Source organism: Cupriavidus taiwanensis (assembly GCF_900250075.1).
GTDB classification, from domain to species: domain Bacteria; phylum Pseudomonadota; class Gammaproteobacteria; order Burkholderiales; family Burkholderiaceae; genus Cupriavidus; species Cupriavidus taiwanensis_C.
On record NZ_LT977070.1, the window covers coordinates 2,880,211 to 2,904,703 of the forward strand.

The 24,493-nt window shown below is 56.5% G+C and carries 22 protein-coding genes and 1 pseudogene; 4 read left to right on the plus strand and 19 right to left on the minus strand.

Features of this window, described 5'->3' with window-relative positions:
• Positions 1-2 precede the first annotated feature (2 nt).
• From CBM2588_RS13460 to CBM2588_RS31670, 3 genes and pseudogenes are all read left to right on the plus strand, one after another.
• On the plus strand, positions 3-746 hold the full coding sequence (locus tag CBM2588_RS13460) for a glycosyltransferase family 2 protein (protein ID WP_115680914.1): 744 nt from the start codon (positions 3-5) through the stop codon (positions 744-746).
• A 4-nt stretch (positions 747-750) separates the two neighbouring features.
• Positions 751-2,334 carry a hypothetical protein gene (locus CBM2588_RS13465; RefSeq protein ID WP_147298411.1) on the plus strand — a complete coding sequence of 528 codons (1,584 nt, stop codon included), beginning with the start codon at positions 751-753 and terminating at the stop codon, positions 2,332-2,334.
• A 223-nt stretch (positions 2,335-2,557) separates the two neighbouring features.
• Positions 2,558-2,662: pseudogene (locus CBM2588_RS31670) on the plus strand (IS21 family transposase); the annotation flags it as partial.
• A 463-nt stretch (positions 2,663-3,125) separates the two neighbouring features.
• Here CBM2588_RS31670 and CBM2588_RS13475 read toward each other — a convergent pair.
• The 12 genes from CBM2588_RS13475 to rfbB form a co-directional block, all read right to left on the minus strand.
• The gene (locus CBM2588_RS13475) at positions 3,126-4,799 is read right to left on the minus strand and encodes a polysaccharide pyruvyl transferase family protein (protein WP_147298412.1); all 1,674 of its coding nucleotides are present in this window, start codon (positions 4,797-4,799) and stop codon (positions 3,126-3,128) included.
• A 22-nt stretch (positions 4,800-4,821) separates the two neighbouring features.
• On the minus strand, positions 4,822-6,927 hold the full coding sequence (locus CBM2588_RS13480) for a glycosyltransferase (protein WP_115680919.1): 2,106 nt from the start codon (positions 6,925-6,927) through the stop codon (positions 4,822-4,824).
• Between the two features lie 200 nt (positions 6,928-7,127).
• Entirely contained in the window at positions 7,128-8,210 is a 1,083-nt protein-coding gene (locus CBM2588_RS13485; RefSeq protein WP_115680920.1) for an MraY family glycosyltransferase, read from the minus strand.
• 15 nt (positions 8,211-8,225) lie between these two features.
• Complete coding sequence (locus CBM2588_RS13490) at positions 8,226-8,996, minus strand: glycosyltransferase (RefSeq protein WP_147298413.1); 771 nt, start codon at positions 8,994-8,996, stop codon at positions 8,226-8,228.
• 8 nt (positions 8,997-9,004) lie between these two features.
• Positions 9,005-11,020, minus strand: coding sequence for a glycosyltransferase family 2 protein (locus CBM2588_RS13495; RefSeq protein WP_115680921.1), 2,016 nt, complete (start codon positions 11,018-11,020; stop codon positions 9,005-9,007).
• Positions 11,010-12,440, minus strand: a complete 1,431-nt coding sequence (locus tag CBM2588_RS13500; protein ID WP_115680922.1) for a glycosyltransferase family 4 protein — start codon at positions 12,438-12,440, stop codon at positions 11,010-11,012. Before CBM2588_RS13500 ends, CBM2588_RS13495 begins: the two co-directional genes overlap by 11 nt.
• Before the next feature lie 71 nt (positions 12,441-12,511).
• Entirely contained in the window at positions 12,512-13,252 is a 741-nt protein-coding gene (locus CBM2588_RS13505) for an ABC transporter ATP-binding protein (protein WP_115680923.1), read from the minus strand.
• Positions 13,253-13,271: 19 nt separating this feature from the next.
• A complete protein-coding gene (locus CBM2588_RS13510) occupies positions 13,272-14,075 on the minus strand; it encodes an ABC transporter permease (RefSeq protein ID WP_306437242.1) in 804 nt (267 codons plus the stop codon).
• A gap of 49 nt (positions 14,076-14,124) precedes the next feature.
• Positions 14,125-14,679, minus strand: a complete 555-nt coding sequence (gene rfbC, locus CBM2588_RS13515) for a dTDP-4-dehydrorhamnose 3,5-epimerase (protein WP_115680924.1) — start codon at positions 14,677-14,679, stop codon at positions 14,125-14,127.
• 17 nt (positions 14,680-14,696) lie between these two features.
• On the minus strand, positions 14,697-15,575 hold the full coding sequence (gene rfbA, locus CBM2588_RS13520; RefSeq protein WP_115680925.1) for a glucose-1-phosphate thymidylyltransferase RfbA: 879 nt from the start codon (positions 15,573-15,575) through the stop codon (positions 14,697-14,699).
• Between the two features lie 10 nt (positions 15,576-15,585).
• Positions 15,586-16,500, minus strand: a complete 915-nt coding sequence (gene rfbD / locus CBM2588_RS13525; RefSeq protein WP_115680926.1) for a dTDP-4-dehydrorhamnose reductase — start codon at positions 16,498-16,500, stop codon at positions 15,586-15,588.
• A complete protein-coding gene (gene rfbB / locus CBM2588_RS13530; protein WP_115680927.1) occupies positions 16,490-17,554 on the minus strand; it encodes a dTDP-glucose 4,6-dehydratase in 1,065 nt (354 codons plus the stop codon). The genes rfbD and rfbB overlap by 11 nt, the downstream gene beginning before the upstream one ends.
• A gap of 231 nt (positions 17,555-17,785) precedes the next feature.
• Here rfbB and CBM2588_RS13535 point away from each other — a divergent pair, with 231 nt between their 5' ends.
• Positions 17,786-18,634, plus strand: coding sequence for a symmetrical bis(5'-nucleosyl)-tetraphosphatase (locus CBM2588_RS13535; RefSeq protein ID WP_115680928.1), 849 nt, complete (start codon positions 17,786-17,788; stop codon positions 18,632-18,634).
• Between the two features lie 35 nt (positions 18,635-18,669).
• On the opposite strand, the gene CBM2588_RS13540 is transcribed toward CBM2588_RS13535, so the two are convergent.
• The 7 genes from CBM2588_RS13540 to CBM2588_RS13570 all read right to left on the minus strand — a co-directional run bounded on the left by CBM2588_RS13540 (position 18,670) and on the right by CBM2588_RS13570 (position 24,372).
• A complete protein-coding gene (locus CBM2588_RS13540; RefSeq protein WP_115680929.1) occupies positions 18,670-19,503 on the minus strand; it encodes a lysophospholipid acyltransferase family protein in 834 nt (277 codons plus the stop codon).
• Complete coding sequence (locus CBM2588_RS13545) at positions 19,500-20,783, minus strand: dihydroorotase (protein ID WP_115680930.1); 1,284 nt, start codon at positions 20,781-20,783, stop codon at positions 19,500-19,502. The genes CBM2588_RS13540 and CBM2588_RS13545 overlap by 4 nt, the downstream gene beginning before the upstream one ends.
• A gap of 83 nt (positions 20,784-20,866) precedes the next feature.
• On the minus strand, positions 20,867-21,838 hold the full coding sequence (locus CBM2588_RS13550; protein ID WP_018008094.1) for an aspartate carbamoyltransferase catalytic subunit: 972 nt from the start codon (positions 21,836-21,838) through the stop codon (positions 20,867-20,869).
• Between the two features lie 104 nt (positions 21,839-21,942).
• Positions 21,943-22,479 carry a bifunctional pyr operon transcriptional regulator/uracil phosphoribosyltransferase PyrR gene (pyrR, locus tag CBM2588_RS13555; RefSeq protein ID WP_115680931.1) on the minus strand — a complete coding sequence of 179 codons (537 nt, stop codon included), beginning with the start codon at positions 22,477-22,479 and terminating at the stop codon, positions 21,943-21,945.
• Entirely contained in the window at positions 22,476-22,901 is a 426-nt protein-coding gene (gene ruvX / locus CBM2588_RS13560) for a Holliday junction resolvase RuvX (protein ID WP_012353630.1), read from the minus strand. Before ruvX ends, pyrR begins: the two co-directional genes overlap by 4 nt.
• Entirely contained in the window at positions 22,894-23,466 is a 573-nt protein-coding gene (locus tag CBM2588_RS13565; protein WP_025583981.1) for a YqgE/AlgH family protein, read from the minus strand. The genes ruvX and CBM2588_RS13565 overlap by 8 nt, the downstream gene beginning before the upstream one ends.
• Positions 23,467-23,667: 201 nt before the next feature.
• Positions 23,668-24,372 carry a pseudouridine synthase gene (locus tag CBM2588_RS13570; RefSeq protein WP_115680932.1) on the minus strand — a complete coding sequence of 235 codons (705 nt, stop codon included), beginning with the start codon at positions 24,370-24,372 and terminating at the stop codon, positions 23,668-23,670.
• Between the last annotated feature and the right edge of the window lie 121 nt (positions 24,373-24,493).

Genomic DNA, 24,493 nt, shown 5'->3' on the forward strand with positions numbered 1-24,493 from the left:
ACATGTCGCTTAACGTAGTCATCACCATGGCAGGACGTGGCTCGCGATTCTACGACGCCGGGTATAAAGTCCCAAAATACGAAATCCTGGCGCACGAACGCAGCCTGTTCGACTGGTCCGTACTTTCTCTGAAAAACTTCCTGACACCAGACAGCCGGGTCATCTTCGTTTGCCTCGACGAGAACAAGTCATCGGAATTTGTCCTGCGCCGGATCAAGGCGCTTGGTCTTACCGATGTCCACATCGTCGAGCTCAAGGAGCTCACCGATGGCCAGGCCACGAGCGCTTATTTGTCGCGCGATCTGTGGAATCCTGAGTGGCCACTTCTGATTTACAACATCGATACATACGTGAGACCTCAGGCGCTCCACCCGGCCGATATTCGCCCTGGCTCTGATGGATGGGTGCCTTGCTTCCAGGTCCCTGGCGATCACTGGAGCTTTGTCAAGCTGGGTGACGATGGCTGGGCTGTCGATCTCGCCGAAAAACAGCGTATCTCCGGCAATGCTTCGATCGGCTTGTATTGGTTTCGCCGTGCTGGCCGATATGTAGAGCTCTATGACCGATTCTTCAACGACCCAAAGAACCTCGTCGGTGGAGAAAAATATATTGCGCCGCTCTACCGGCAATTGCTTGCCGAAGGCGGTAGGGTGTCCTTATCGGACTTGCCTCTGTCCGAAGTTCATGTGCTTGGGACGCCCGCTGAGCTAGACCGGTTTCTTCAGCTACCCGTGCGAGAGCTGTAAGATTATGAAAAGCAAAACGGATGGATGCCCCGCCCGCTGGAAGCATATTGCGGCGCTTTTTTGCTCCTTATTCGTCTCGCTGCTTATCCTGATGCATTCTGCGGATTGGTGGGGTCTGAACCAAAAGCCCAACTGGTCGGGTTATAAGTTGCTGATGCTGCGTATGGCGGGTAGTGCTCTGCTGTCCTTCGTCGCCTCTACCTTGGTGTTCTGGATGCGCGGATCCAGTACCCGGGCCCAACTTTATTTTGCTGGCTGGTTCGCTTTATGCATGCTGCTCTTTCTGGCGTCGTGGCCCGGCTATTTGATGTCCGACTCCGTGGCCACTCTCAATTATGCACTCGAGCAGCCGATGGTGTTATGGCTCGGATTTTTTACGCCATTTCTTTTCTCCGCCATCCTGCAGGTGTTTCCCGACGTCTCGGCAATCACTTTCATACAGCTGACGATTGTTGCGGCAGTCTTCGCCTACGCTACCGAGGTGATCACGCTCGTCACGGGAAATAGGAAATATGCATTAGCTTTTTTTGTACTCATCACGATCAAGCCTTCCATTTTATTCAATATAGCACTGCTTTCGCGTGATACGCTGTTCAGCGTGATTGTGGTGTGGGCAGCAGCGTTTATCGTGAAGCTCTCGTATGAAAAGACCATCGCAGCACCAGCCGTGCTGACGGCCGGGCTCCTTGCAGGCTTGCTCGTCGCGCTGCGAGGGGACGGATGGTTTGTCCTGCTGCCGTTCCTGTTTTCTTTTGCCGCGATTTCGAAGAAGTTCAAAGATTCCGCTGTGGTTTCAACCGCCGCATTGGCCGTAGTCGTTTTGTTTGCCTGGGTTTTCCCTAAGACGTTCGGTTACCGTGGCAATGAGTTCCACTATAAGGTGGCGAACACAATCAATCCGGTCGGGTATGTCTTGCAGAGTAGATTCCACACCGATGCAGGCAATAACAAGGCTGCAATAGGAGCCGTGCTCAATATCGACAAACTAGCCGCCATCCAGACTCCTTATGAAATTCCTTACTGGTGGAGCAGCGGTGCTGCCGATGTTGAAAAGGCGAAGCCCGAAGCCCTCGATGGCTATCTGAGCCATGTATATGGCTTCCTCAAAGAGAATGCAGGAATTTTCTTGGCAGGCCGCGTCGAAACCTTCCTGACGTCTACGGGCTTTACCGGAGCAGGGTTTAAGATCATCGACATGTACCGCGAGGGCTGGCCGGTTTCGGCTCCTCCACCCCAGTCCGTGAATATTGATCCGAGCCGAGGCCGGCCTTTCCCGACGCTGACTGATAGCCTGCAAAGGTATTTTGCCTACTCGGTCGTGTATGATCCATCGCTGCGCTCGGGCTCTGCACTGTTCTGGAACTTCCTGCCCTCGCTTGCGGTCATTTTGATTGCCTTGCTGACCCGCCTGTCGGATCCGGGCCTTCGCCTGGCAGCCGTCATCGTACTTGCAAGGGTACCTATTGTATTTCTGGCAGCCCCGGCGTCGCAGTTTAAGTATTACCTATCGGTGGAGATGTGCGGGGCATTCTTTCTGTTGCTGTTGATTGCCGCCGGAAAGCAGCGCTTCCTCGCAAAGGGCGCTTAGGGCGCGCACTATGCGGCACCAGACTGGAGCCGCATCCTGTGCTATTGGGCGAAACATCCAGAAGAAGTCGGGCGCGTGCTCATCGGGAAGTCGAAACACTCCCGGAAAAGGAATCAGATTCCTTATGGGAGTTCTCCATCACCGCGACTCTCCCCTTGGCCTTGCCACGCTTGGCTTCGTGGCATTCTGTGGAACCGACGAGCTGGTCGGCCCTCCGACTGCGGTCTTCCAGCCCGATCGAAGACCAAGAAAAGGCAAGGCCAAGCGCTCCAACCGCTATCTAAAGGAAAGTTTCGTCGTGCCGCAGGCGGCCACGTTCAAGCAATCGTGACACGGGTATCCGACACGCTCACTGGTAGAAGTTCCGCGAGTACATGGGCCCGAATCCGAATCTTGTGTCGAGGTGGCGGCGAGATCAGAAGCGAGCTGCAACGTCCTCATCCGAGCCGGTCGAATTATTACCGCCCGTTGAGATCGCATCGGCTCCAATGCCAGAGCCGATCGGATCATCCGAGCTCATCATCGAATATCGTGGCTAGCATGGGTGTTTCGAAGGCAAGCCCGAGTCTGATGTCCGGTACCTTGTGCGGACGTTGGCTGGGACCAGAACCGTGCTGGAGCAGGAATAGTTCAGCGGCCACGAGTTTGTCTTCGTAGCCGACCTACCTAAGACCGGCGTGTCATATAAGTCTTCAAATCCCTCTTCAGCAAATGCCATCATTACGGAGCTTCTTTTCTCAGTCGCAGTTCCGCTCGTTGCTATGGCTGCAATGGAACCAATCGCGCCAAAATCAGGACCTACGTGGGCCACCACGCCGAAGCTTAGAGAGAAAACGCCCGGCGGCCGCCCGGGCCCCAGGAGATATAGGGATACGCCTGCCTATGCGCTGTGCGACGCCGTAGAGACCGACTTGACCGCCAGAATCAAAATGCCCATGTCGAAGATAGCGCGCAACCGCTCGTGGAAGCCGCGTATATCGCCACGAGCGACTTTGAAGAATCCTCTCCAAGTCGTCACGACAGCTTTTGCCCTGCTCGTCACTTGTGAGCAGACGGGCTTCCACCGCCTGAACTCTGGCCACCACAACTTCGACACGGTGCCGCTGGGTATGAGCTTCGTGACCCACTTCGGTTAGCTGCACTGTTAAAGCACGTATGCGTGCTTCCGCATCAAATAGCCGATTTTCAACCAGTTGAGTTTGACCAATCTGCCAATGATTCCTCTCTTCGAGAGTGGGGAGTCCTTTGAAGAAGAAGGCGGACGGAGCCACAGCACCTGGATCGACGTCAAAGACGACATCGTTTCTCATGGATGGAGCTTGAAGCAGACAGCGGTTCAGTTGCTCCAACCACTCTTCCCGTTTCTCCAAATTAAAGCTATGGTCTGCCAGCGATGGCTGCCGTAGAAAGGCATCTAAATCTTGATGCACCTGCACCGATCGGGATTTCTGATCATAATAACTATTTCTGCTCCACAACCAACAGGGAATGCCGGAGAGCTGAAGCCAAAGAGCAACGTGATAGGAAGAAGAACAGCCAACCTCCCCTCCCAAAGTCAGATTAAGATCACGACTGAAACAATGGTAGGCCAACGGAGCTAGTTCGACAACCCGATAGTCAATGAAGGGGAAAGACGGACCGAGTCGTTTAATTGATTCGCGCGAATCTTTAACTTCGTAGCGTGGATCCGCAAACGCTTGAAATACTGTAACACCTTGCTTTGCTGCGAGAGAGGAAACAAGCCTTTCCAAATCTTTGCTGACCACATGCAAGTCATTATCGTCTGATACATAGTCGGATGTATTCAGATGCAGAAGCAGACCAGCCCCTCTTTTCATTTGAGTGCTGTCGGACAATATCTGTAGCGCCTCAGTTGCATCATCGAAAGAGAATGCCGGCTGAAAACCTGCTTGATTCAGACCTTGACGAGAAAGCTCATCCCTAACACCAAAAATGGCCGGTTTAAAATCTCGAACATGTCTAAATACCCGCTTCTCATACGGAGAAGTGATCTGCTGCCCCGACACCAAATAGGTAATACCCGGAAGCCGACTTAGGAAGTGCTCTACGACACCGAGAACAAAATCTCCCCACTTTTCATTCAAAAACCCTCCTCCGTAAAGTTGAACAGCGGCGGGATTACGGATCATTTCGAGTGGTTTCAAGGCGAGATCATTAGCCTCGAAACTCAATGGATTTTCGGAAACGAAGATTACTGCATCAGCGCCATAAGCCCGTCGCGCCCACTCCGGAAAATCTCGAAAACCGATAGAATTGGCGGCGAGAACCGAAACAACTGAGAAGCGGCTTGAATGCTTGCAAATACGGATGCTATTCAAATGTTGCAGAATATCTCCGAAATTACCATACCCAAAATCACTACCAACAAGAATTAGCTTTTCGCTATTGTCAGTAAGGACCGCTTGACTCGCTTCGTCCGCATAAAGATAAAGCCGCTTGGTCATAACTTAATACTTTTAAAGCGAATTAAAGGGAGAACACAGCAGCGACCTGCTTCCTGAACGTATCCCGACCATGTCGGTCATGGATAAGGCGATATCCATTTGCCGCGATTGTGGACGTGCGCTGCCAGTTCGAGTACATGTGATGAAGAGCAGCCACATACGCAGACACCAACGCCTCATCATCTGCAACATTCGGAACGAGAAATCCAGTTTCTCCATCGATTACCAACTCCGAAATACCTCCCACGTCGGGCGCTACCACTGGCAATCCAGCACCCATGGCTTCAAGGAGAATATTAGGAAGGCCATCAAAAGCTGTTGTATAAAGAAAGCCGTCTATATTTTCGAGAGATATAGCATCGAATCCATCAAAGCCACCGCGGTATTTAACACCCGGCACGTTGAACAATACCTCTCTATTTATATCCGGATTCAAATTTCCGCAAACATCAATTTGAAAATTCGGATAATTCTCGCGCATGGCCTTGACAATCCTACCAATCAATTCCGGCCGCTTCTCAGGGGAGATACGTGAAGCCCAAAGCAGTCGATAGGAGGGTTCGGCGGAAATTTGATTTCGATGTCGCTTTTCACACCTTGAATAAATAGTTCGAAACTTCTTCTCGTATAAACCAACACGCAAAAGATCGCTTTTGCAAATTGCATTGCAATCTGTCACAAACAGGTCTATTTCATTCAGATTTCGCCGCAGAAAACCCACCCCATCAGCACCGGTTAACCGATGGCCATTCCATTGATAGTTCCCATCGGCAAATCGATAGTAGACGATCTTGAAGTGAGATGACAGCACAGACCGATAGCGATCTATCAGTCGATGCGCAAACCAACTCGATTTAACATGCATGCGGGCACCCGGTTCGGACACCCCCAACAATAGGCGGAGCGTCATTGCATCCCGATCGGCGTCGTTAAGCATTGGGAAGAAATTGAAGATATCCAGAAGCACGGCCTGCTCCGGCAAACGGCTAGTCCATTCATGCTTGTTCGCCGCCTCACCTGTGAGAACAAGCACACGATTTGTCGATTTCGCCGCTTGAAGTTCATCGAGAACTTGGAGGATATATTTTTCGGCGCCTCCAGGCTTTAACCAGGGCAGCAGCACCACTTCATGAAATTTCCGATGGCCAGTCAGCCGGTATGCTTGCTCCAATTGGAAACCCCAATGAGCCGGACTCCATGGAATCGGGCAGTAGCTATCGGCAGTTTCAATACGCCGTGGCTCGACCTCTGGGTCCAACACAGCAGCATCCATGATATACCCTCGCATTTGCTCTGTCGCGAGCAACTCTCGAGTAAAATTTCTCTGAAAAATTTCCTGCCGATTGCGTATGAATCCCGGCCAATCATTATTTCCTTTCCTCGCATCCTCCATCTTTTGGCAATACCGCTGGGGCTCGAACAAGGTTGAATGAGGGATTGTTTTGGCCGAAACTGCATTCGCTTGGCGTAACAGACTATTGTTTCTTTGTCGGTAGAAGAAAACCGTATTTGGGGCAGTCTTAAAGCTAAAGCCCAGATCAAAGAGCCGGGCATTTAAATCCCAATCCTCATAGGCGAAACCAGCGGTCACCTTAAGATCCACATAGCGAAGCGTCTCAAAGATTGATCGCCTGACAAATATTCGGGACACGAAAGGATGTTGATAAGCAAAGTCTGCCGGGGTAAGCCATTCACTCCCAAAATAACGCACCACGTGAAATTGCTCGCCGAAGGCAACTAAATACTCGACGAAGACCGCAACGTTGTCATCACCATGCGCACGAGCTGTTTCAAGAAGGGAAACAATGGCATTACTTGAAACGAGATCATCCCCATCAGCCGTCCATATGTAATCGCCCCTGGCTTGTTCGATACCCAAGTTTCTGGCTGGACCTAAGGAGCCGACATCGATTTCAATTGGCTTAATGTAATCGAACCCTTCCAACGGAGTCTCTCGGAACACCTGCAGTGTTGCTTCATCGGCCCGATCAAAGACAGCAACCAACTCAACACTCAAACCTGCACGCGCTGCCTCCGTGGCGCAAGCCGACAATGAAAGCAGAGTAGGCCTCAAATAAAGCGCTTCGCGGTGCATATTAAGCACCACACTGACATCGATCTTCTTCATTGGATAATTGCCCGATGGGTATTTGAAATTTGATCCGGCAAGCTTTCCGTCACCGGGGTAGTGTTACCGCCCTTCGTGATATTGCGGAAAGCTATAGCTCCAGTACTTCAGCGATATTCTCGATAACAAGCTAGCTGTTGTACTACCACTCCAACTCAAGTAAGAATTCGCCTTATCAACGGATACGTATAAAGATATCCTTAACCTCTACGTGTGCGCGTCAAAAGTCGACGGCCCACTCTAATGAAGCGCCATGCATTTCGCATAACGAGTAGGTGCAGACCAGTCACGCCGAGGAAGAGTAAAAATAATACCTGTTCAGAGACGCCACTCTTCCAGCCGACCACTCCAATTAAGCCCAGAAATGCATTGGCTGCGAGTATGAGCAGAACAATGGCATCCTGCCCAATACCCAATCGGAGCAAGACATGGTGAAGGTGAGTGCGGTCTGCCGCAAGCGGGTTTCTTCGCTTTATCGTGCGCCGAATCACGACAACCAGTAGATCGATGAGAATGAAGCCCAGAATCCATAGCATTACCACCGGCGGAACATTGGTGCCACCGGGGTTGTATCGCTTCTGCGAAAGCTCGGTCGCGAACCAAACGATTGCAAAGCCCAACATCAGACTTCCGGAATCCCCCAAGAATACCTTCATGTGGCCTCGAAAGGGGTTCCGAAGATTGAACACAAGGAATCCGGCAATCGCACCGCAGAAAATGACGCACACGCGCTGAGCAGGAGCGTTACCAACTTCACCGGCCAGATACGCAAACCATGCAAGTATGATTAGCGCAAGTCCACCTGCTAGTCCGTCTAGGCCATCACACATGTTCATTGCATTGATCACGGAGACCACAGCAAACAAAGTCAGTGGTATGCCCCAGTTGGCTAGCTCAATTTCCCGACGTCCGAACAGATCGCCTAAGGATTCGAGATAGACATTTCCCCATGATGTCATCAAAATAGCAGCAAACAACTGCGCGCCGAGTTTTGTGACCGGGCTCATCCCATACAGGTCATCCACCCAGCCAACCAACGCAAGCACGGTAACGCCACCAAGCAGCGCGATATAATATCCTTGAGTTCGCAGAAACAGGTGGCAACCGACCCAGACTCCAATAGTCACGGCAATGCCCCCCACTAGGGGAATCGCACCTTCGTGACGCTTACGTGCGTCTGGCCTGTCCAGTAGCCCCCCTGCGACAGCCACTGGTCTTAATAGCAGCACTGCTGTAGCTGCCACTAGAAAGGCCGTCACAGGAACCCAAAAGAAATCAAACATTGCGTATATATCGTTTCAATAAGAAGACGCTTTGGCACGACGGTATTGCCAATAGGGTTTCGACGTAAATAGCATAATCATGCTTTTGACGTGCCAGATAAGGTATCGCAGTTTCTTACGACTATCACGACGCGCCTCATGGCATACCACAATATTTCCTACTCGTGTAACAGACCAGTTTTTGAGCCATACACGCAAGCATATATCTACATCTTCGCAATACATGTGATAGCGCTTCTCATCAAATCCCTGCAGCTTTCCGAAGACTTCGGAATCAAAAACCAAAAACATTCCCGCTGCCCAATCAACCTTTACCAATCCTTCGGTCGGGTAGTCGGTCCGAAGCTTTTGCCCACGGGTTCGCATCAAAATTCGTCGGAACAGTTGGGTTAGCGTTGGCAGCATCCTAACACTGTCCTCTGCCACCCCATCCGGGCCAACGATGCGGGGGACAGCCACTCCTGGGTGCGCTATCAGGGCGGAAATGAGCCCCGGAAACGGATCGTCGGCTAACCTCACATCCGGATTCAATACACAAAAATACGGAGTCAGGCAAAAATGGAATGCGCGATTGTGGTTTGCGCCGAAACCCAACTGCACGTCATTTGCCACGTACTCATCGGCAATGTCCTTCACATCATTGGAATGCACCGCACCCGGTTGCGAGGGAACATTCTCTGTAACGATTATCCGTACGGCTTCACGGTTGACCAAATTGCGAAGTTGCGTCAAGAGTGGAAGAATGATTTCCCTCTGCCCATGACTAACGACCGAGATCGTAACCATTGCGTGTATCATGAATCGACAGTCGACGGGAGTTTCTGCATGGCGGCTACCGGAGCGGACTCCGCAACGCGGCCATGATGACCTGCACAAGTGTCAGTATCTCGCCCATCAACAAGAATGTCGCTCCATGTATATCCCACCAAAGCTGCCCAGCTAATCGGATTTTTCCAAATAATTCTGTCAAAATACGAATTAAACTCTCGCAGGAATCCCACTGCAGCCGGTGAATAGTCCTCTCCTAGCTCAAAAACGCAGCGGCATCCCTCGCGCCACGCCTGCTTCAACTGGTCGGTGTGAAGCGCTTGACCATCCTGCTGAAAGTGGCAAACTCTCCCGGACGCTGAACTTCCCTCAAGGCCTGGAGACAGCCATTTTTCTTGGTATGAGCGGCGCAGGATGTTTGTATTTCTCATCTGTCGGACCGAATCGCTGCGCGTGACAGAGCCCGCGTGAATCCGGTGCCGGTACAGAGGCGCATTAACATAGCGAAGCGTGCCGGATTCCGTCAATTTCAAGGCAAGTTCCCAATCTTGAATACCAGAGAACTCGCCGCCAGTCCCGCCAACGCGGAGGTAAGTATCCCGCTTTATCACCTTGAGATGGGATGCGACCATGCCGTCAAGAAGATCACTGGAAATATCCCGATTGGGCGCCGGTCGGATGCTCTCGTAGCCACCGTAAACTGCGTGCCGCAGGATTTTTCCATCTTCATCTACATCCCATCTATCAGTAAAGAAGTAATCAACCGCTTGAGCCTTCCGAATCTCCGCTGCAAGCTTGCTCAAAGCGCCGTCTGCCAGCTCATCATCACAATCCAGAAATGCTATGTACTTACCCCGTGCCAGCCGCACGGCTTCGTTCTGGTTCTCCGAGATACCACGATTCACAGACCTGCGTATTACTTTAAACCTGTCTGACCATCCCGTCAGCCGGTCCAATAGTAGCCCGATTCTTGGATCTGAGGATGCATCGTCAACACAGATAACTTCGAGAGAAACGTCCCCTTGCTTCGCAATTGAACCGAGGCACTTTCCGAGAAATCGATAGTGATTATAGATGGGAACGACAACCGAAATCAGTGGTGCTATCGTAGCATCGTCCAGCACTTTCAAATCCGCAATCAAAGCGTCCGGATCGACGAACTCTGCCTCCGCCGCCGTTGTAATCGCAGATTGGACAGTTTGATTCATTGCCCGCGATTCACGAACCTCGTGCTGGTACGCCTTCTGCTGCTGGTAAAATTCGGCATGCCAGGACACTGCGGAGTCCAGAAAAGCCGGGTGAGAATTTATTGGCAGGAATTCGCGAATCTTACTGGCGGCACGTAACCAGCTATCGGCCATGCGCAGATAAGATCTGCGCATACTTGCGCTGTGCTGACGATAGATCGCACCTCGCATAGGAAGATATGCCAACTTTGCATTTCTCACCTTAAGCAAGCACCAGAACACCCAGTCTTCTTTTGCCCGCATACTCTCGTCAAATGACGAAGACGAAAGCACGGCTTTACGGAAAAGACCACAGTGAATTGGAATCGAAAGTCCACGCTCCCATTCATAAAGAAAATCTTCGAGTTGAAACAACGATGTGGAAATTTGGCTTTCAGGCGCACTGAATGTCATGCGCCATTCATCGCACAACAGGAAGTTCGTGATTGAGACATCCAACAAAGGGCTGACCGCAAAGTGATCTAACTGGGCGCAGATTTTCCCCGGTGCAAGAAGATCGTCGGCGTCGAGAAATTGGATAAAGTCCCCACGCGCCGCTGCAATACCGACATTTCTAGCGCTGGATAGGCCGCCGTTTTCTTTTCGAAGAATCCTTAGCCGTGCTCGGCGCGTACGAACTGCATCAAACGCCGAGATTGTTCGAGCATCGGTGCTGCCGTCATCCACAACAATGATCTCTAATTCGCCGTCGTAGGCTGCCTCACAGGAATCAACCGCGTCCTGAAGATATCCTCCCTGGTTATAGCAAGGAATGATGACAGAGACCGCCGGTAATTTTTTGTCATCAGCTTTCATCTTTCAATTCAACCCCTTCAACTCTTGCCTGTCCGAGGTAGCCGGGGACCTCTCGCAAGGAACGACTAAACGCTGACCATGTGTGCCGTTGTTCGATGAGATCGATCAGACACAGGGCACGCTTTTGGGCATCAGGTCGATTCCCAGCAATCGCGGACAGGGCGCTAACATAATCATGCACAGTCGCTCGTGCGGGCACAAGAAAGCCGGTACGGTCAGAGATCAGCTCACTTACTCCTCCAACGTCAGGCGCTACAATGGGTATGCCAAGCGAGCCCATCTCCAGTAGCATGTTAGGCATCCCCTCCCACTTGGAGGTAAACATGAAGACATCACAGGCGCTCTTTTCCACCAGCTCTGCGGGATCTGAAAAGCTCCCTCCATAATAAAGATTCTTGATTTTTGGCAAATTCGGCATCTCACCAACTACACTTTCACCAAACACGAGGAAATCGTAGTCGGGGCACTGAGCTGCCGTGTCAAAAAGAAGATCAATCCGCTTCTCTGGATCTAGACGACCGGCCCAGAGCACCCTAAGACGTTTACCTTGCGCAATTGCCGACATAGCATCAATACGCTCACGTGCTTGTTTAACCCAATCGCCGTGCGCGACGCGGCACGCATTGTAGACGACGGACATCTTGTGATCCGAAGAGCGTAAAGCGAAAGTGGACTGAGCATCTCGCAAGAAACGAGCATTATCGCTCAGAAGGCCGTGCAAAGAATCTGCTGCATCGCGTAAGTAATACTCAGCATAGCCAATACGCTTATTATCATTTCCCATGAACTGAAATGCGAAAATACTGCCATATAGTCGCATTTCCTTTGCTAGCCTTCCTCCTTGAGCAATAATAGCTTGCCAACCAAGATCGCTGTTGATGACATGAAAGATCTGCGGGCGCACGCATAGCAGCCATTTACAAAGAAAATCCACTCGTGCGTTCGTCAATAAATCCGTCGGCAAATATTTTGCCAGATCGATAACGTAAACGTGCGCTGGTATTTCGATACCATCGGAAACTAAGCTTCGGTCGGTAAGAATAATGCCAACGCTTGACCTCGGCATATCTTCATTGATGGCTTTCGCGAAATGGATTGCCGTCCGTTCTGCGCCGCCTGCTCCCAAAAAGGGTAACGCTATGAGATGAGTCATAGGGCCGTATTGGCGGCAATGTACCGCTAGGTCCCTAATCAATGCAAGCTCAGCCTCATTTAACCGCTCCTGTTGATCAGGTCCAGAATTCAGCTGCTTTCTTGTCTCCAGCAGGCGGCGGAAAAGTTCGCCGTTGGTAACCGACTCATTCAGTGCCTTCAATACCGGTGCGATTGCATCTCTCATCTTCCACTTAACATGCAAAGGCACCGGCATCCGATGATACGTGTATCTTGCCAGTCTCAACAGTTGTTTAGAAAGCTGCATACATTTCCTTGCCGTGAGTTATCCGAGACCAATATGCATCAACTCCAATGGTGAGCCGACAGCTGGTCTAGTTAGGAAAAATAAGCAGCGCAAACGGCTTCGGCACCTCCATCCATGCGAACCTTCCCGTGCTCCAGCCAGATCGCACGATTACATGTATGCTGCACTAATTCTCGTGAATGACTGGCAATTACCAGGATGTTGGTTGCCTGAACTAGTTCTTTCATCCTCGACTCGGCCTTATGCCGGAACCCTTCGTCTCCGACGGAAAGCCATTCATCCATTAGCAGAATCTCAGGACGCACGATCGTTGAGACTGAAAATGCCAAGCGAAGATGCATACCGCTCGAATAGGTTCGCAATGGCATATCAACAAAATCACCCAATTCCGAAAAATCGATAATTTCATCAACACGCTGATTTATCTGCGTGCGTGACATGCCGAGCAACCCACCGCGAAGATAGATATTTTCCCTACCAGTGGCCTCCGGATCGATACCCAACGAAATATCAATCAAGGACCCAATTTCTCCGTGAATACGCGCTGAACCAGATGAGGGCACGTAGACGCCGCTTAAAAGCCGAAGCAATGTACTTTTGCCCGCACCGTTATGCCCGAGCAAACCCACCCGGTCGCCATCTTTAAGACTAAAGGTCAATCCCTCCAGTGCTCTAACAACGACCCTACCATTGGGATCAGCACCCAACTGCCCACCAGTGGCAACCTGAATAAGCCGCTTTTTTAATGACCTTCCGCTTGCATTGTAAATGGGAAAGTCAACAGACACGTCCTCAAATTTGACAGAAGCCATAATCTATCTCTTTCCACCCTCAGAGCCAAAATGCGATACGATGTTTGTAACGGCCATAAATCATAAGCGCCACCATCCATCCAGCAATACCCAGCCCCAGGGATACCCCCCAGTTCCATGAAGTTGGCAGGTTACCAAGCAGGGGAGAGCGGACGATCTCGATCAAATGAAATACTGGATTCAGGTCCAATAAATATAGTGCCACGCGCCCCTCGAGGTGGTTGGGCATCCACATGATAGGCGTGATGTAAAAGACAACTTGAAGTACGCTGGCAACAATTTGGGGGAGATCCCGATACCGTGCACACAAGATACCCAAGAGCAGGGCAACCCATGCCAGATTGACAATCAGAAGAACGAGTCCTGGAATGGCAATAAATGCCGTCACACTCAATGGCTTCCCCACTGCCAATAATACTATTGGATAAATGACGACATTATGCGCGAAAATTATAACATTCCGCCAAATCATGCGGAGCATATGAACAAACAAGGGAATTGGAAGTTGCCTGATAACTCCCTCTGCCGCGATAAATCCCGTACATCCTTCGTTTGCAACAGAAGAAATAAATGCCCACAGCACCATTCCAACAGTCAGGTAGGGAAGAAACTCCTGCAAGGGAGATTTGAATATCTGACCGAAAACCACCCCGATAGTGGCGATCATCACCCCCATGCTAATGGTAAGCCAAAACGGACCGAGGGCTGACCTTCGATAACGTTGGCGAACATCTTGCCAGCCAAGCATACCAACAAGTGAATAGCGTCCTGCAGCCGCAAGAATGTCCGACAAAGCCGAAATTACCGATCCCTTACCCATCATAGAACACCAAATGACATGAAGATCATACTATTCCAGTTATAAGATGTTGTTATCTATAAAACTCATCAATCTCGGCCAGACGTCGCCCATTTCCATCCTTGTACGCAAGGATGGGAGGCTCCATTATCGGCCACCCGATATTCAAATCCGGGTCATTCCACAAAAGGCTTCGCTCATGCTCCGGATACCAATAGTCAGTTGTCTTGTATAGAAATTCCGCAACTCCGGAAAGAACGACGAAGCCATGCGCGAAACCCTCCGGTATCCAAAGCTGCTTCTTGTTATCGGCAGTCAGCGTCACACCGACCCATCTTCCGAAAGTGGATGATGATTGACGCAGATCCACTGCCACATCAAAAACTGCGCCAGCCACCACGCGCACCAGTTTTCCTTGTGGGTGTTGAATCTGGTAATGAAGACCACGCAACACGTTGTACGCAGAACGCGAATGATTGTCCTGAACAAAGTCCCGCTTCAAGCCAGTGGCTTGTTCAAAGTCGCACGCGTTAAAGCTTTCAAAAAAAAAGCCACGCTCATCGCCAAAAACCTTTGGCTCGAGGATGAGCACATCCGGAATGGCAGTTGGAATAACAGTGAGGCTCATGGCAGTTACGTTCAACCTTACTTTACGGCTTCCGTTACGATCCGCTGCAAATATTGGCCGTAGGCATTCTTGGCAAGGGGCCTTGCAAGGGCTATCACCTGTTCCGCGCTGATCCACCTACTCCGATATGCAATCTCTTCTGGACAAGCGACCATCAATCCCTGTCGGTTTTGGAGAGTGGCAATAAAGCTCGCTGCTTCCAGCAACGAGTCATGGGTCCCCGTATCGAGCCACGCGTAGCCTCGCCCCATGATCTCCACGTCCAATTGCGCAGCGTCCAAATAACGCTTATTGACGTCGGTGATCTCGAGCTCGCCACGCGCGGAAGGCTTGATATCGGCGGCAATATCGCAGACTTGGTTGTCGTAGAAATACAAGCCGGTCACTGCATAGTGGGAACGCGGCTCTGCCGGCTTCTCCTCTAAGGACAGCGCGCGAAAATCGGTATCGAACTCCACCACGCCATAGCGCTCTGGATCATGCACGTGGTACGCGAAAACTGTTGCACCTTCCTTCTGCTCGGCAGAGCGAGTCAACTGGCTAACCAGATCGTGACCATGGAAGATGTTATCTCCCAGAATTAACGTCGAGGGATCATTGCCGATGAACTCTCGGCCAATGATGAATGCCTGCGCCAACCCATCCGGCGACGGCTGTACCGCATACTGCAGGTTGATACCCCACTTGCTGCCGTCACCGAGCATGTCAAAAAAACGCGGCGTATCTTCCGGCGTGGAAATAATCAGAATGTCCCTAATCCCCGCCAGCATCAGCGTCGACAGCGGATAGTAGATCATCGGCTTGTCATACACCGGCAGTAATTGCTTGGAGACCGATCGCGTGATCGGATAGAGCCGGGTGCCGGAGCCACCGGCCAAGATGATGCCCTTGCGCATAGCCACTCGCTCAGAAAAAAATCTGGTCCAGCAGGTGGTGCACACCTTGCTGCCAATCTGGAAGATGGATGCCGAACGCCTGGCGCAGCTTGCCAGTGTCCAGGCGCGAATTGGCCGGACGTGGCGCAGGCAGTGGATACGCCGTGGAAGGAATAGCTTCGATGCGGGAAAGGTCTACCTTCAGTTCGATGCCTTGGGCCACGGCATAGCGGAGGACTTCGGTAGCGTAGGCGTGCCACGTTGTCTCGCCGGCGGCAGCCAGGTGGTATACGCCTGGGACTAAGGCGCTGCGGTCACCGTGCAGCCAGTACCGCGCCACGATCTGCGCCGTCACGTCGGCAATCAGAGACGCCGTAGTGGGAGCACCGAACTGGTCGGCGATCACGCGCAAGCTATCGCGCTCACGGCCGAGCCTTAGCATGGTTTTGGCAAAGTTGCCACCGTGGGCCCCGGCCACCCAGCACGTACGCAGTACCAATGCGGAACCGCCTGCAGCGGCAACAGCCTGCTCGCCGGCAAGCTTGCTCTTGCCGTACACCGATTGCGGATTGACGGGGTCGGTTTCGACGTAGGCGCCGTCCTTGCTGCCGTCGAAGACATAGTCGGTCGAGTAATGGACTAACAGGCTGTCGAGCGCCTTCGCTTCTTCGGCCAGGACACCGGCGGCGGCGCCATTGATAGCGAAGGCCAGTTCAGCCTCGGTCTCGGCCTTGTCCACGGCGGTGTAGGCCGCCGTATTGATGATCACGTCAGGGCGGTATTCGCGCACCACCCTGCGGATCTGATCCGGGCGCGACAGATCGCAACCGGCGCGACACAGCGCCACCACCCGCCCAAGCGGCGCAAGGCTGCGGCGCAATTCGAAGCCAACCTGGCCGTTGCTACCGGTTATGAGAAGAGTGGGAACGCCTGCACTATGCTGCATATTGCTTTTCTACCCAGTTCCGATACTCCCCCGACATTACGTCCTGCACCCATGCCTGGTTGTCGAGGTACCACTGAACCGTCTTGCGCAGGCCGGATTCAAAAGTCTCCGCTGGCTTCCAGCCCAACTCGCGTTCCAGCTTGCGCGCATCGATGGCGTAGCGGCGGTCGTGCCCCGGACGATCTTTCACAAACGTGATCTGATCGCGATAGGAGCCCACCTCCTTCGGGTACAGTTCGTCCAGCAAGTCGCACAGGGTGTGCACCACGTCGAGGTTGGTCTTCTCGTTCCAGCCACCAACGTTGTAGGTCTCGCCGAGCTTGCCCCGCGCCAACACTTCCCTGATGGCTGAGCAATGATCACGCACGTATAGCCAGTCACGCACGTTCTGACCGTCGCCATAAATCGGCAGCGGCTTGCCAGCTAGAGCGTTGGCAATGACCAGCGGGACCAGCTTCTCAGGGAAATGATACGGGCCGTAGTTGTTCGAGCAGTTAGTCGTTAGTACCGGCAGGCCATAAGTATGGTGATATGCCCGGACCAGGTGGTCGGATGCGGCCTTCGACGCCGAATACGGACTGTTTGGCGCATAGGGTGTGGTCTCGGAGAACTGCGGATCGGTCTCACTGAGCGAGCCGAACACTTCATCCGTGGACACGTGAAGGAAGCGGAAAGCGGATTTGGCAGGCTCTTCGAGGCCGCCCCAATAGGCACGCGCCGCTTCCAGCAGCGTAAAGGTGCCTACGATATTTGTCTGAATGAAATCAGCCGGCCCATGGATCGATCGATCTACGTGACTCTCGGCGGCGAAATGTACAACTGCACGCGGTTTGTGGGTAGCAAAGAGCTTGTCCAGTGCGTCACGGTCACAAATATCCGACTGCGAAAAAACGTGCCGTGGATCATCCTCGACCGACGCCAGCGTCTTCCGATTCCCCGCATAAGTGAGCTTGTCGACGTTGACGATCCCATCCGCCGACTTATCGCCCAGCCATGCCAGAACGAAATTGGCGCCAATGAACCCAGCGCCCCCTGTGACCAAAATATGGGACAAAACTTGCTCCTTGCCTCGATATGTTTCGATGACCCGACAAAAGCCGAGCGCCCACCTTGTCCTCTTCCGGGACGGCGGGGCGTTAAGTGCCTGCAGAAGTGGCGGTATTCTATCTGACTGAATGCACCAGCTTACGGGCTGCCTCCCACTTTTTGTTGCCTCATGTAACCGTGCCACGGTATATCGGTCACAAAACTACAAATAGAAGCGAATTTATTCTGATTGGACCCGATGCCTGACCATAAAGTCACACATACATCACTTTACGCCATCGGTGACCTGCAAGGCTGCGCACCCTCGCTGGACGCCTTGCTGGCTCGCCTGCCCCCGCAACCCACAGTGCGCCTCGTCGGCGATCTCGTCAACCGGGGCCCTGCCTCTCTTCAAACCCTGCGCACCATCCGCGCCATGGGTGACGGGATTGAAACCGTCCTCGGCAACCACGACATCCACCTTCTCGCCGTCGCATCGGGTGTCCGCAAGAAGGGCCGCCACGACACCCTCGACGACATCCTCGCCGCCCCCGACCGTAACGACCTGCTCACTTGGCTCCGCCACCGCCCGCTCGCCTTGCTGGAAAACAACTTCCTGCTGGTCCACGCCGGTGTGCTGCCCCAGTGGACCGCGGCCCAGGTGATCGACCTCGCCCATGAAGTCGAAGAGCAGCTGCAGGGCCCCAACTGGCAAGGCTTCCTCGCCGACATCTTCGGCAACACGCCTGACCGCTGGCACGACGGCCTGCGCGGCATCGACCGTCACCGCGTGGTGGTGAATGCCCTCACCCGACTGCGCTACTGCACGATCGACGGGGTGATGGACTTCAAGGCCAAGGACGGCCCGGGCAAGGCGCCGGAGGGGTTCATGCCATGGTTCGACGTGCCGGGGCGGCGCACCGAGGCGGTGACGGTGGTCTGCGGGCACTGGTCGACGCTGGGCCTGGTCATGCGCCCGAACCTGATGGCGCTGGATACGGGTTGCGTCTGGGGTGGCAAGCTGACGGCGGCGCGCCTGGCGCACGACCCGGCCGAGCGGACCGTGATCCAGGTGGATTGCCCGCAATATTGCGATCCGCTGGCTTGACTCGCTATCCCGCGTTGGCGGGGACGACAGGGCGGCTAGCCGATGGCAGCGGACGCCCGCTGTGCGGCCCCGCCCGATTCTGAGGGCTGATTCAGCCGTTGCGCGGCCGTGGCGGCGTGCTCCGCGGCACCCTGGCTGAGATGGGCGACGACTTCCCTTGCAGAAGCCGCCAGTTCGCGGCGGTCGCCCGAGGCCGGCACCAGCGCCGGCCCGGCCACCAGCCGCGCCTTGATCCGCGGCGCACGCAAGACCGCCTCCAGCGATTGCAGCAGCGTGGTGTCGCCGATATAGGCGGCGGCCAGCGTCGGCTGGCCGGTGGCAGCATCGAGGTAGTTCAGCCCCAATGGCTGCACCGGCAGGCCGCCTGAAATCGGCGCCTGCATCAGGTTGGCATGGAACGGCAGCACGCTGGTCCCATCCGTCGTCGTCCCTTCCGGAAACACCCCGACCAGGTCCCCCTGCAGCATCACATCCGTAATGTCATGCAACACGCGGTGCGCGTCACGCTTGCGCGCCCGTTCGATGAAGATGGTGCCGGTCTTGTCGCACAGCCAGCCGATCAGTGGCCAGCTGCGGATCTCGGACTTGGCGACGAAGCGCACTGGTTGCCAGCTGTGGATGACGTAGATGTCCAGCCACGAAATGTGGTTGGACACCACCATCGCGCCCTGCCGTGCGGCGCCGGTGTGCGCGGCGCCGGTGGCGTCGACCACCTCCACCTCCACCCCGCAGATCCGCAACAGCCGCCGCGACCAGCGCCGGATATGCCATGCGCGCGAGCGCACGCCCAGCCATGGGAACAGCAAGGCGCAGGTCAGCAACCCGCGCAGCAGGTGCAGGACCAGTGCGGTCTTGCGCAGCCAGATCATGCCTGGGCGTGGTTGCCGTAGACGACTTGCCCGCCGACCAGGGTCATGCGGACCTTGCCTTCCATTTCGTAGCCGAGCCACGGCGAGTTCTTGCCCTGGCTCTTGAGGGAGCGGCGGTCGACCTTCCAGACTTGCTTCGGATCGAACACGCACACGTCGGCGGCGCTGCCGACGGCGAGGGTGCCGGCCTTGAGGCCGATCACGCGGGCGGGTTCGGAGGTGATGCGGGCCAGCGCCTGGGCCAGCGGGACCTTGTGCTCGCTGGCCCAGCGCAGGGTCAGCGGCAGCAGCAGTTCCAGGCCGGTTGCGCCGGGGGACGCCTCGGCGAAGGGCAGCAGTTTCTCGTCGTCGTCGACCGGCGTATGGTCGGAGCACAGCGCGTCGATGGTGCCGTCGGCCAGCGCGGCGACGATGGCGTCGCGGTCGCGCGGGCTGCGCAGCGGCGGCGAGAAGCGCATCTGCGAATTGAAGTAGCCGATATCCATGTCGGTCAGCGAGACGTGGTGGATATTGACGTCGCAGGTCACCTTCAGGCCTTCGCGCTTGGCCTGGCGCACCAGTTCCAGGCCGGCGGCGGACGACAGGCGGCACAGGTGGACGCGCGCGCCGGTGCTGCGCATCAGCTCGAAGATGGTGTGCAGGCGCACGGTTTCGGCGATGACCGACACGCCGGACAGGCCCAGGCGCGATGCCACCGCGCCGCTGGCGGCGACGCCGCCGCCCAGGAACGGGTCTTCCGGGCGCAGCCACACGGTGAAGCCGAAGGTCTGCGCGTATTGCAGCGCGCGCAGCAGCACCTGGGTGTTGCGCACCGGCGCCTCGGCCTGGCTGAAGCCGACGCAGCCGGCCTCGGTCAGCTGGCCCATCTCGGTCAGGGTCTCGCCCTTCAGGCCCAGCGTCAGCGCGCCCAGCGGGTAGACGTGGGTCTGGTTCAGCGTGCGCGCGCGAAACTTCAGCATTTCGACCAGGCCGGGCTCGTCGAGCACCGGGTCGGTGTCGGGCGGGCAGACCAGGCTGGTCACGCCGCCGGCGGTGGCGGCCGCGACCTCGGATTCGAGCGTGGCCTTGTATTCGTAGCCGGGCTCGCGCAGGCGCGCGGACAGGTCGACCAGGCCCGGGCACACGATCAGCCCCTTGGCGTCGATGACCTTGTTGGCGGTGAAGTCCGCCGGGGCGCTGCCGACGCCGACGATCTTGCCGGCGGCGATATAGAGGTCCTGCGCGGCGTCGGTGTTGCTGGCCGGATCGATCAGGCGGCCGCCCTGGATGTGAATCTTCATAGCTTGGCTTGTCGTGTCGCTGGGCTGGTTCGGTGTGTTCTGGCTGGCGTGCGGGCTGGCGTGCGAGGTGGGGCTGGCCGGCATCAGTCGTTGTTCCCGGCGACGATGCCCATCACGGCCATGCGCACGGCGATGCCGAAGGTCACCTGGTTCAGGATCACGGACTGGGAGCCATCGGCCACGGCGGAGTCGATCTCGACGCCGCGGTTCATCGGCCCCGGGTGCATCACGATGGCGTCGGGCCTGGCCAGCGCCAGGCGCTCCGGCGTCAGGCCGTAGGCCTTGAAGTATTCCTGCGCGGACGGCAGCAGCGCGCCGCTCATGCGCTCGTTCTGCAGCCGCAGCATGATCACGACGTCGACGCCCTTGAGGCCCTCTTCCATGCTGTGGAACACGCGCACGCCCATCTGCTCCAGCCCGGACGGCAGCAGCGTGCGCGGGCCGATGGCGCGCACCTCGGGCACGCCCAGCGTGGTCAGCGCATGGATGTCGGAACGCGCCACGCGCGAGTGCAGGATGTCGCCGACGATGGCCACCGTCAGGTTGGTGAAGTCCTTCTTGAAATGCCGGATCGTGTACATGTCCAGCAGGCCCTGCGTCGGGTGGGCGTGGCGGCCGTCGCCGGCGTTGATCACGTGCACGTGCGGGGCGACGTGCTCGGCAATCAGGTAGGGCGCGCCCGAGCTGGCATGGCGCACCACGAACATGTCGGCGGACATCGCCGACAGGTTGTTGATGGTGTCCAGCAGCGACTCGCCCTTGCTGGTCGACGACGCGTTGATGTTCAGGTTCAGCACGTCCGCCGACAGCCGCTTGGCGGCGATCTCGAAGGTGGTGCGGGTGCGGGTGGAGTTCTCGAAGAACAGGTTGAACACGCTCTTGCCGCGCAGCAGCGGCACCTTCTTGACATCGCGGTCGGAGTCGGACAGCGACACAAACTGGCTGGCGGTGTCGAGGATGTGCGTGATCATGTCACGCGACAACCCCTCGATCGACAGCAGGTGCTTCAGTTCGCCGTTCTTGGTGAGCTGCGGGTTGCGGAACGTCTTGGTCATGGCTGGTCGGGCGCGGGCAAAAAACGGGGAGGTGGTCTGGTCTCGGGGCTGGCTTTCGGGCTTTCCGGCGTTCGGGCGCGCCGGGCGCGCCCCTCGGTGCCGGTTCAGCCGGTGGCGGAATCGGTGGGTTCGGTGGCGAAGGTGAATTGCGCGGCGGCGCCTTCGCCCTGGCGCGACAGCACCAGGGTCGTGCCGGGCGGCAGCGCCATCTCGCCGGCGCACAGGTCGGCGGCGATCGGCAGCTGGCGCCCGCCGCGGTCCACCAGCACGCCCAGCGCCACGCGCGCGGGGCGGCCGTAGTCGAACAGCTCGTTGACGGCGGCGCGGATGGTGCGGCCGGTGGCCAGCACGTCGTCGATCAGCAGGATGTTGCGCTCGTCCACGGCAAACGGCAGCGTGGTTGGCTGGGCCTGGCTGTGCAGGCCCTTCTTGGCATAGTCGTCGCGATGGAAGGCGACGTTGATCACGCCGTGCTCGGGCAACTGCAGGTCCGCCGCCAGGCGCGCGGCGATCCATGCCCCGCCGGAATGGATGCCGGCCACCGACCAGCGCGCGCGCTCGGCCTCGGGGATCAGTGCCTGCGCCTGCTCCAGCAGCTTGCGGTACAGCGACTCGGCGTCGGGAACGGAAATCTGCGTCATAGCGGGAATTGGTCGAAGTACTGTTGCAGGATGATGCGGGCGGCCTCGGCATCGAGTTCGCCGCGGCGGGCGCCGGCCATCGACGCGGCGCGCGAGGTATAGCGCTCGTCCACCCATTCCACCGGCAGGCCGAAGCGGCCGTTGAGCTGGTTGCCGAAGCGCCGCGCCAGCTTCATCGACGGCTGCTCGCCGCCTTCGGGGTTGACCGGCATGCCGACGATCAGCTGCACCGGGTTCCACGCCTGGATCAGCGCCGCCACGGCCTCGAAGCGGCCTTCGACGGTGATATTGGGAAGGATGGTCAGGGCCCGCGCCTCGCGCGTGATGAAGTTGCCCAGCGCAACGCCGATCTTTTTTTCGCCGTAGTCGAATGCCAGGACCGTGCCGTCGCGGGGCAGTTCGCGCCCCACGGCATCAGGCATGCCCGGCCTCGCCGGACAGCATGGTGAAGTCGATGCCGAGCAGCCGGATGGCGGCGGCAAAGCGCTCGTCGGGCGGCACGCTGAAGATGATTTCGGGATCGGCCTGGACCGTGAGCCAGCCGTTGCGGCTGAGTTCTTCCTCGAGCTGGCCGGCGCCCCAGCCGGAATAGCCCAGCGTCAGCAGGAAGCGGTGTGGGCCGCTGCCATTGGCCACGGCCTCCAGCACGTCCTTGGAGGTGGTCATCTCCAGCCCGCCGGGCACGGCCAGCGACGAGACATAGACGCCGACCGGGTCGTGCAGCACGAAACCGCGCTCGGTCTGCACCGGGCCGCCGAAGTAGACCGGCTGGTGCGCCACGGGCTGGATCTCGAGCTTGAGGTCGATCTTGTCGAACAGCGTGGCCATGTCGATGTCGATGGGCCGGTTGATCACCAGCCCGAGCGCGCCACGCTCGTTGTGTTCGCAGATGTAGACGACGGAACCCGAAAAGGTCGGATCGGCCATGCCGGGCATGGCAATCAGGAACTGATTGGTCAGATTGATGGGTGCTTCGGGCTTCGCCATGCCTTGCATTTTATCAAATCGCCGGGGGTCTTCCGGAAAAGATTGGCGGGCCTTGCAGTGCAGCAAGCGGCGCGCCAGCGGCTGAATGCCGTTCAGATAACCACCGTCGTTCCCGCGCAGGCGGGAACCCAGCGTCTTCAAAAGTCACTGGATTCCCGCCTGCGCGGAATGACGGTGGTGTTTGATACCTTGATGGCTCATTCACTTGCCGGTCAGCGCGGCCAGTTCCTGGGCCGTCAGCCAGCGCCACTCGCCTTCGGCCAGCGCCGGATCCAGCTGCAGGCTACCGATGGCGCTGCGATGCAGCGCGTCGACGTGGTTGCCCGCGGCCGCGACCATGCGCTTGACCTGATGGTACTTGCCTTGCACCAGTGTCAGCCGCAGGCTGCGTTCGCCGGTGATCTCGCAGGCTTCCGCCGCGATCGGCGCCGGTTCGTCCAGCAGCTGCACGCCGCTGCGCAGCGCCTCGGCCTGGGCCGGCGTGACTGGCTCGGCGGTGGTCACTTCATAGACCTTGGGCACCTTGCGCTTGGGCGAGGTCTGTGCGTGGATGAACTGGCCGTCGTCGGTCAGCAGCAGCAGTCCGGTGGTGTCGTGGTCGAGCCGCCCCACCGCCTGCACCTCGCGCTGGCGCAGCGGCACCGGCAGCAGGTTGTAGACGCTGGGGTGATGGCGCGGGCGCTGCGAGCATTCATAGCCGGCGGGCTTGTTCAGCATCAGGTAGGCCTTGGTGCAGGCCAGCCACTCCTCGCCGTCGACGGTCAGGCGCAGGCCGTCAACGTCGAACTGCGCGCGCGGGTCTTCGCACAGTTCGCCGTTGACCTCGACCAGCCCGGCGGCGATCAGGTCGCCGCAGTACCGGCGCGTGCCAAAGCCCTGGGATTGAAGAATTCGGTCGAGAGTCATGAGCTTCTGTAGAGAATGGGATGGCGGCATGGCGGCCGGCATGCCGGCTCGGTACCGCTATGTTAGGGTATCGGCGCGATCGATCCGGCGTTGCGCAAGGTCCAGCGTCGGCAAACCCGTC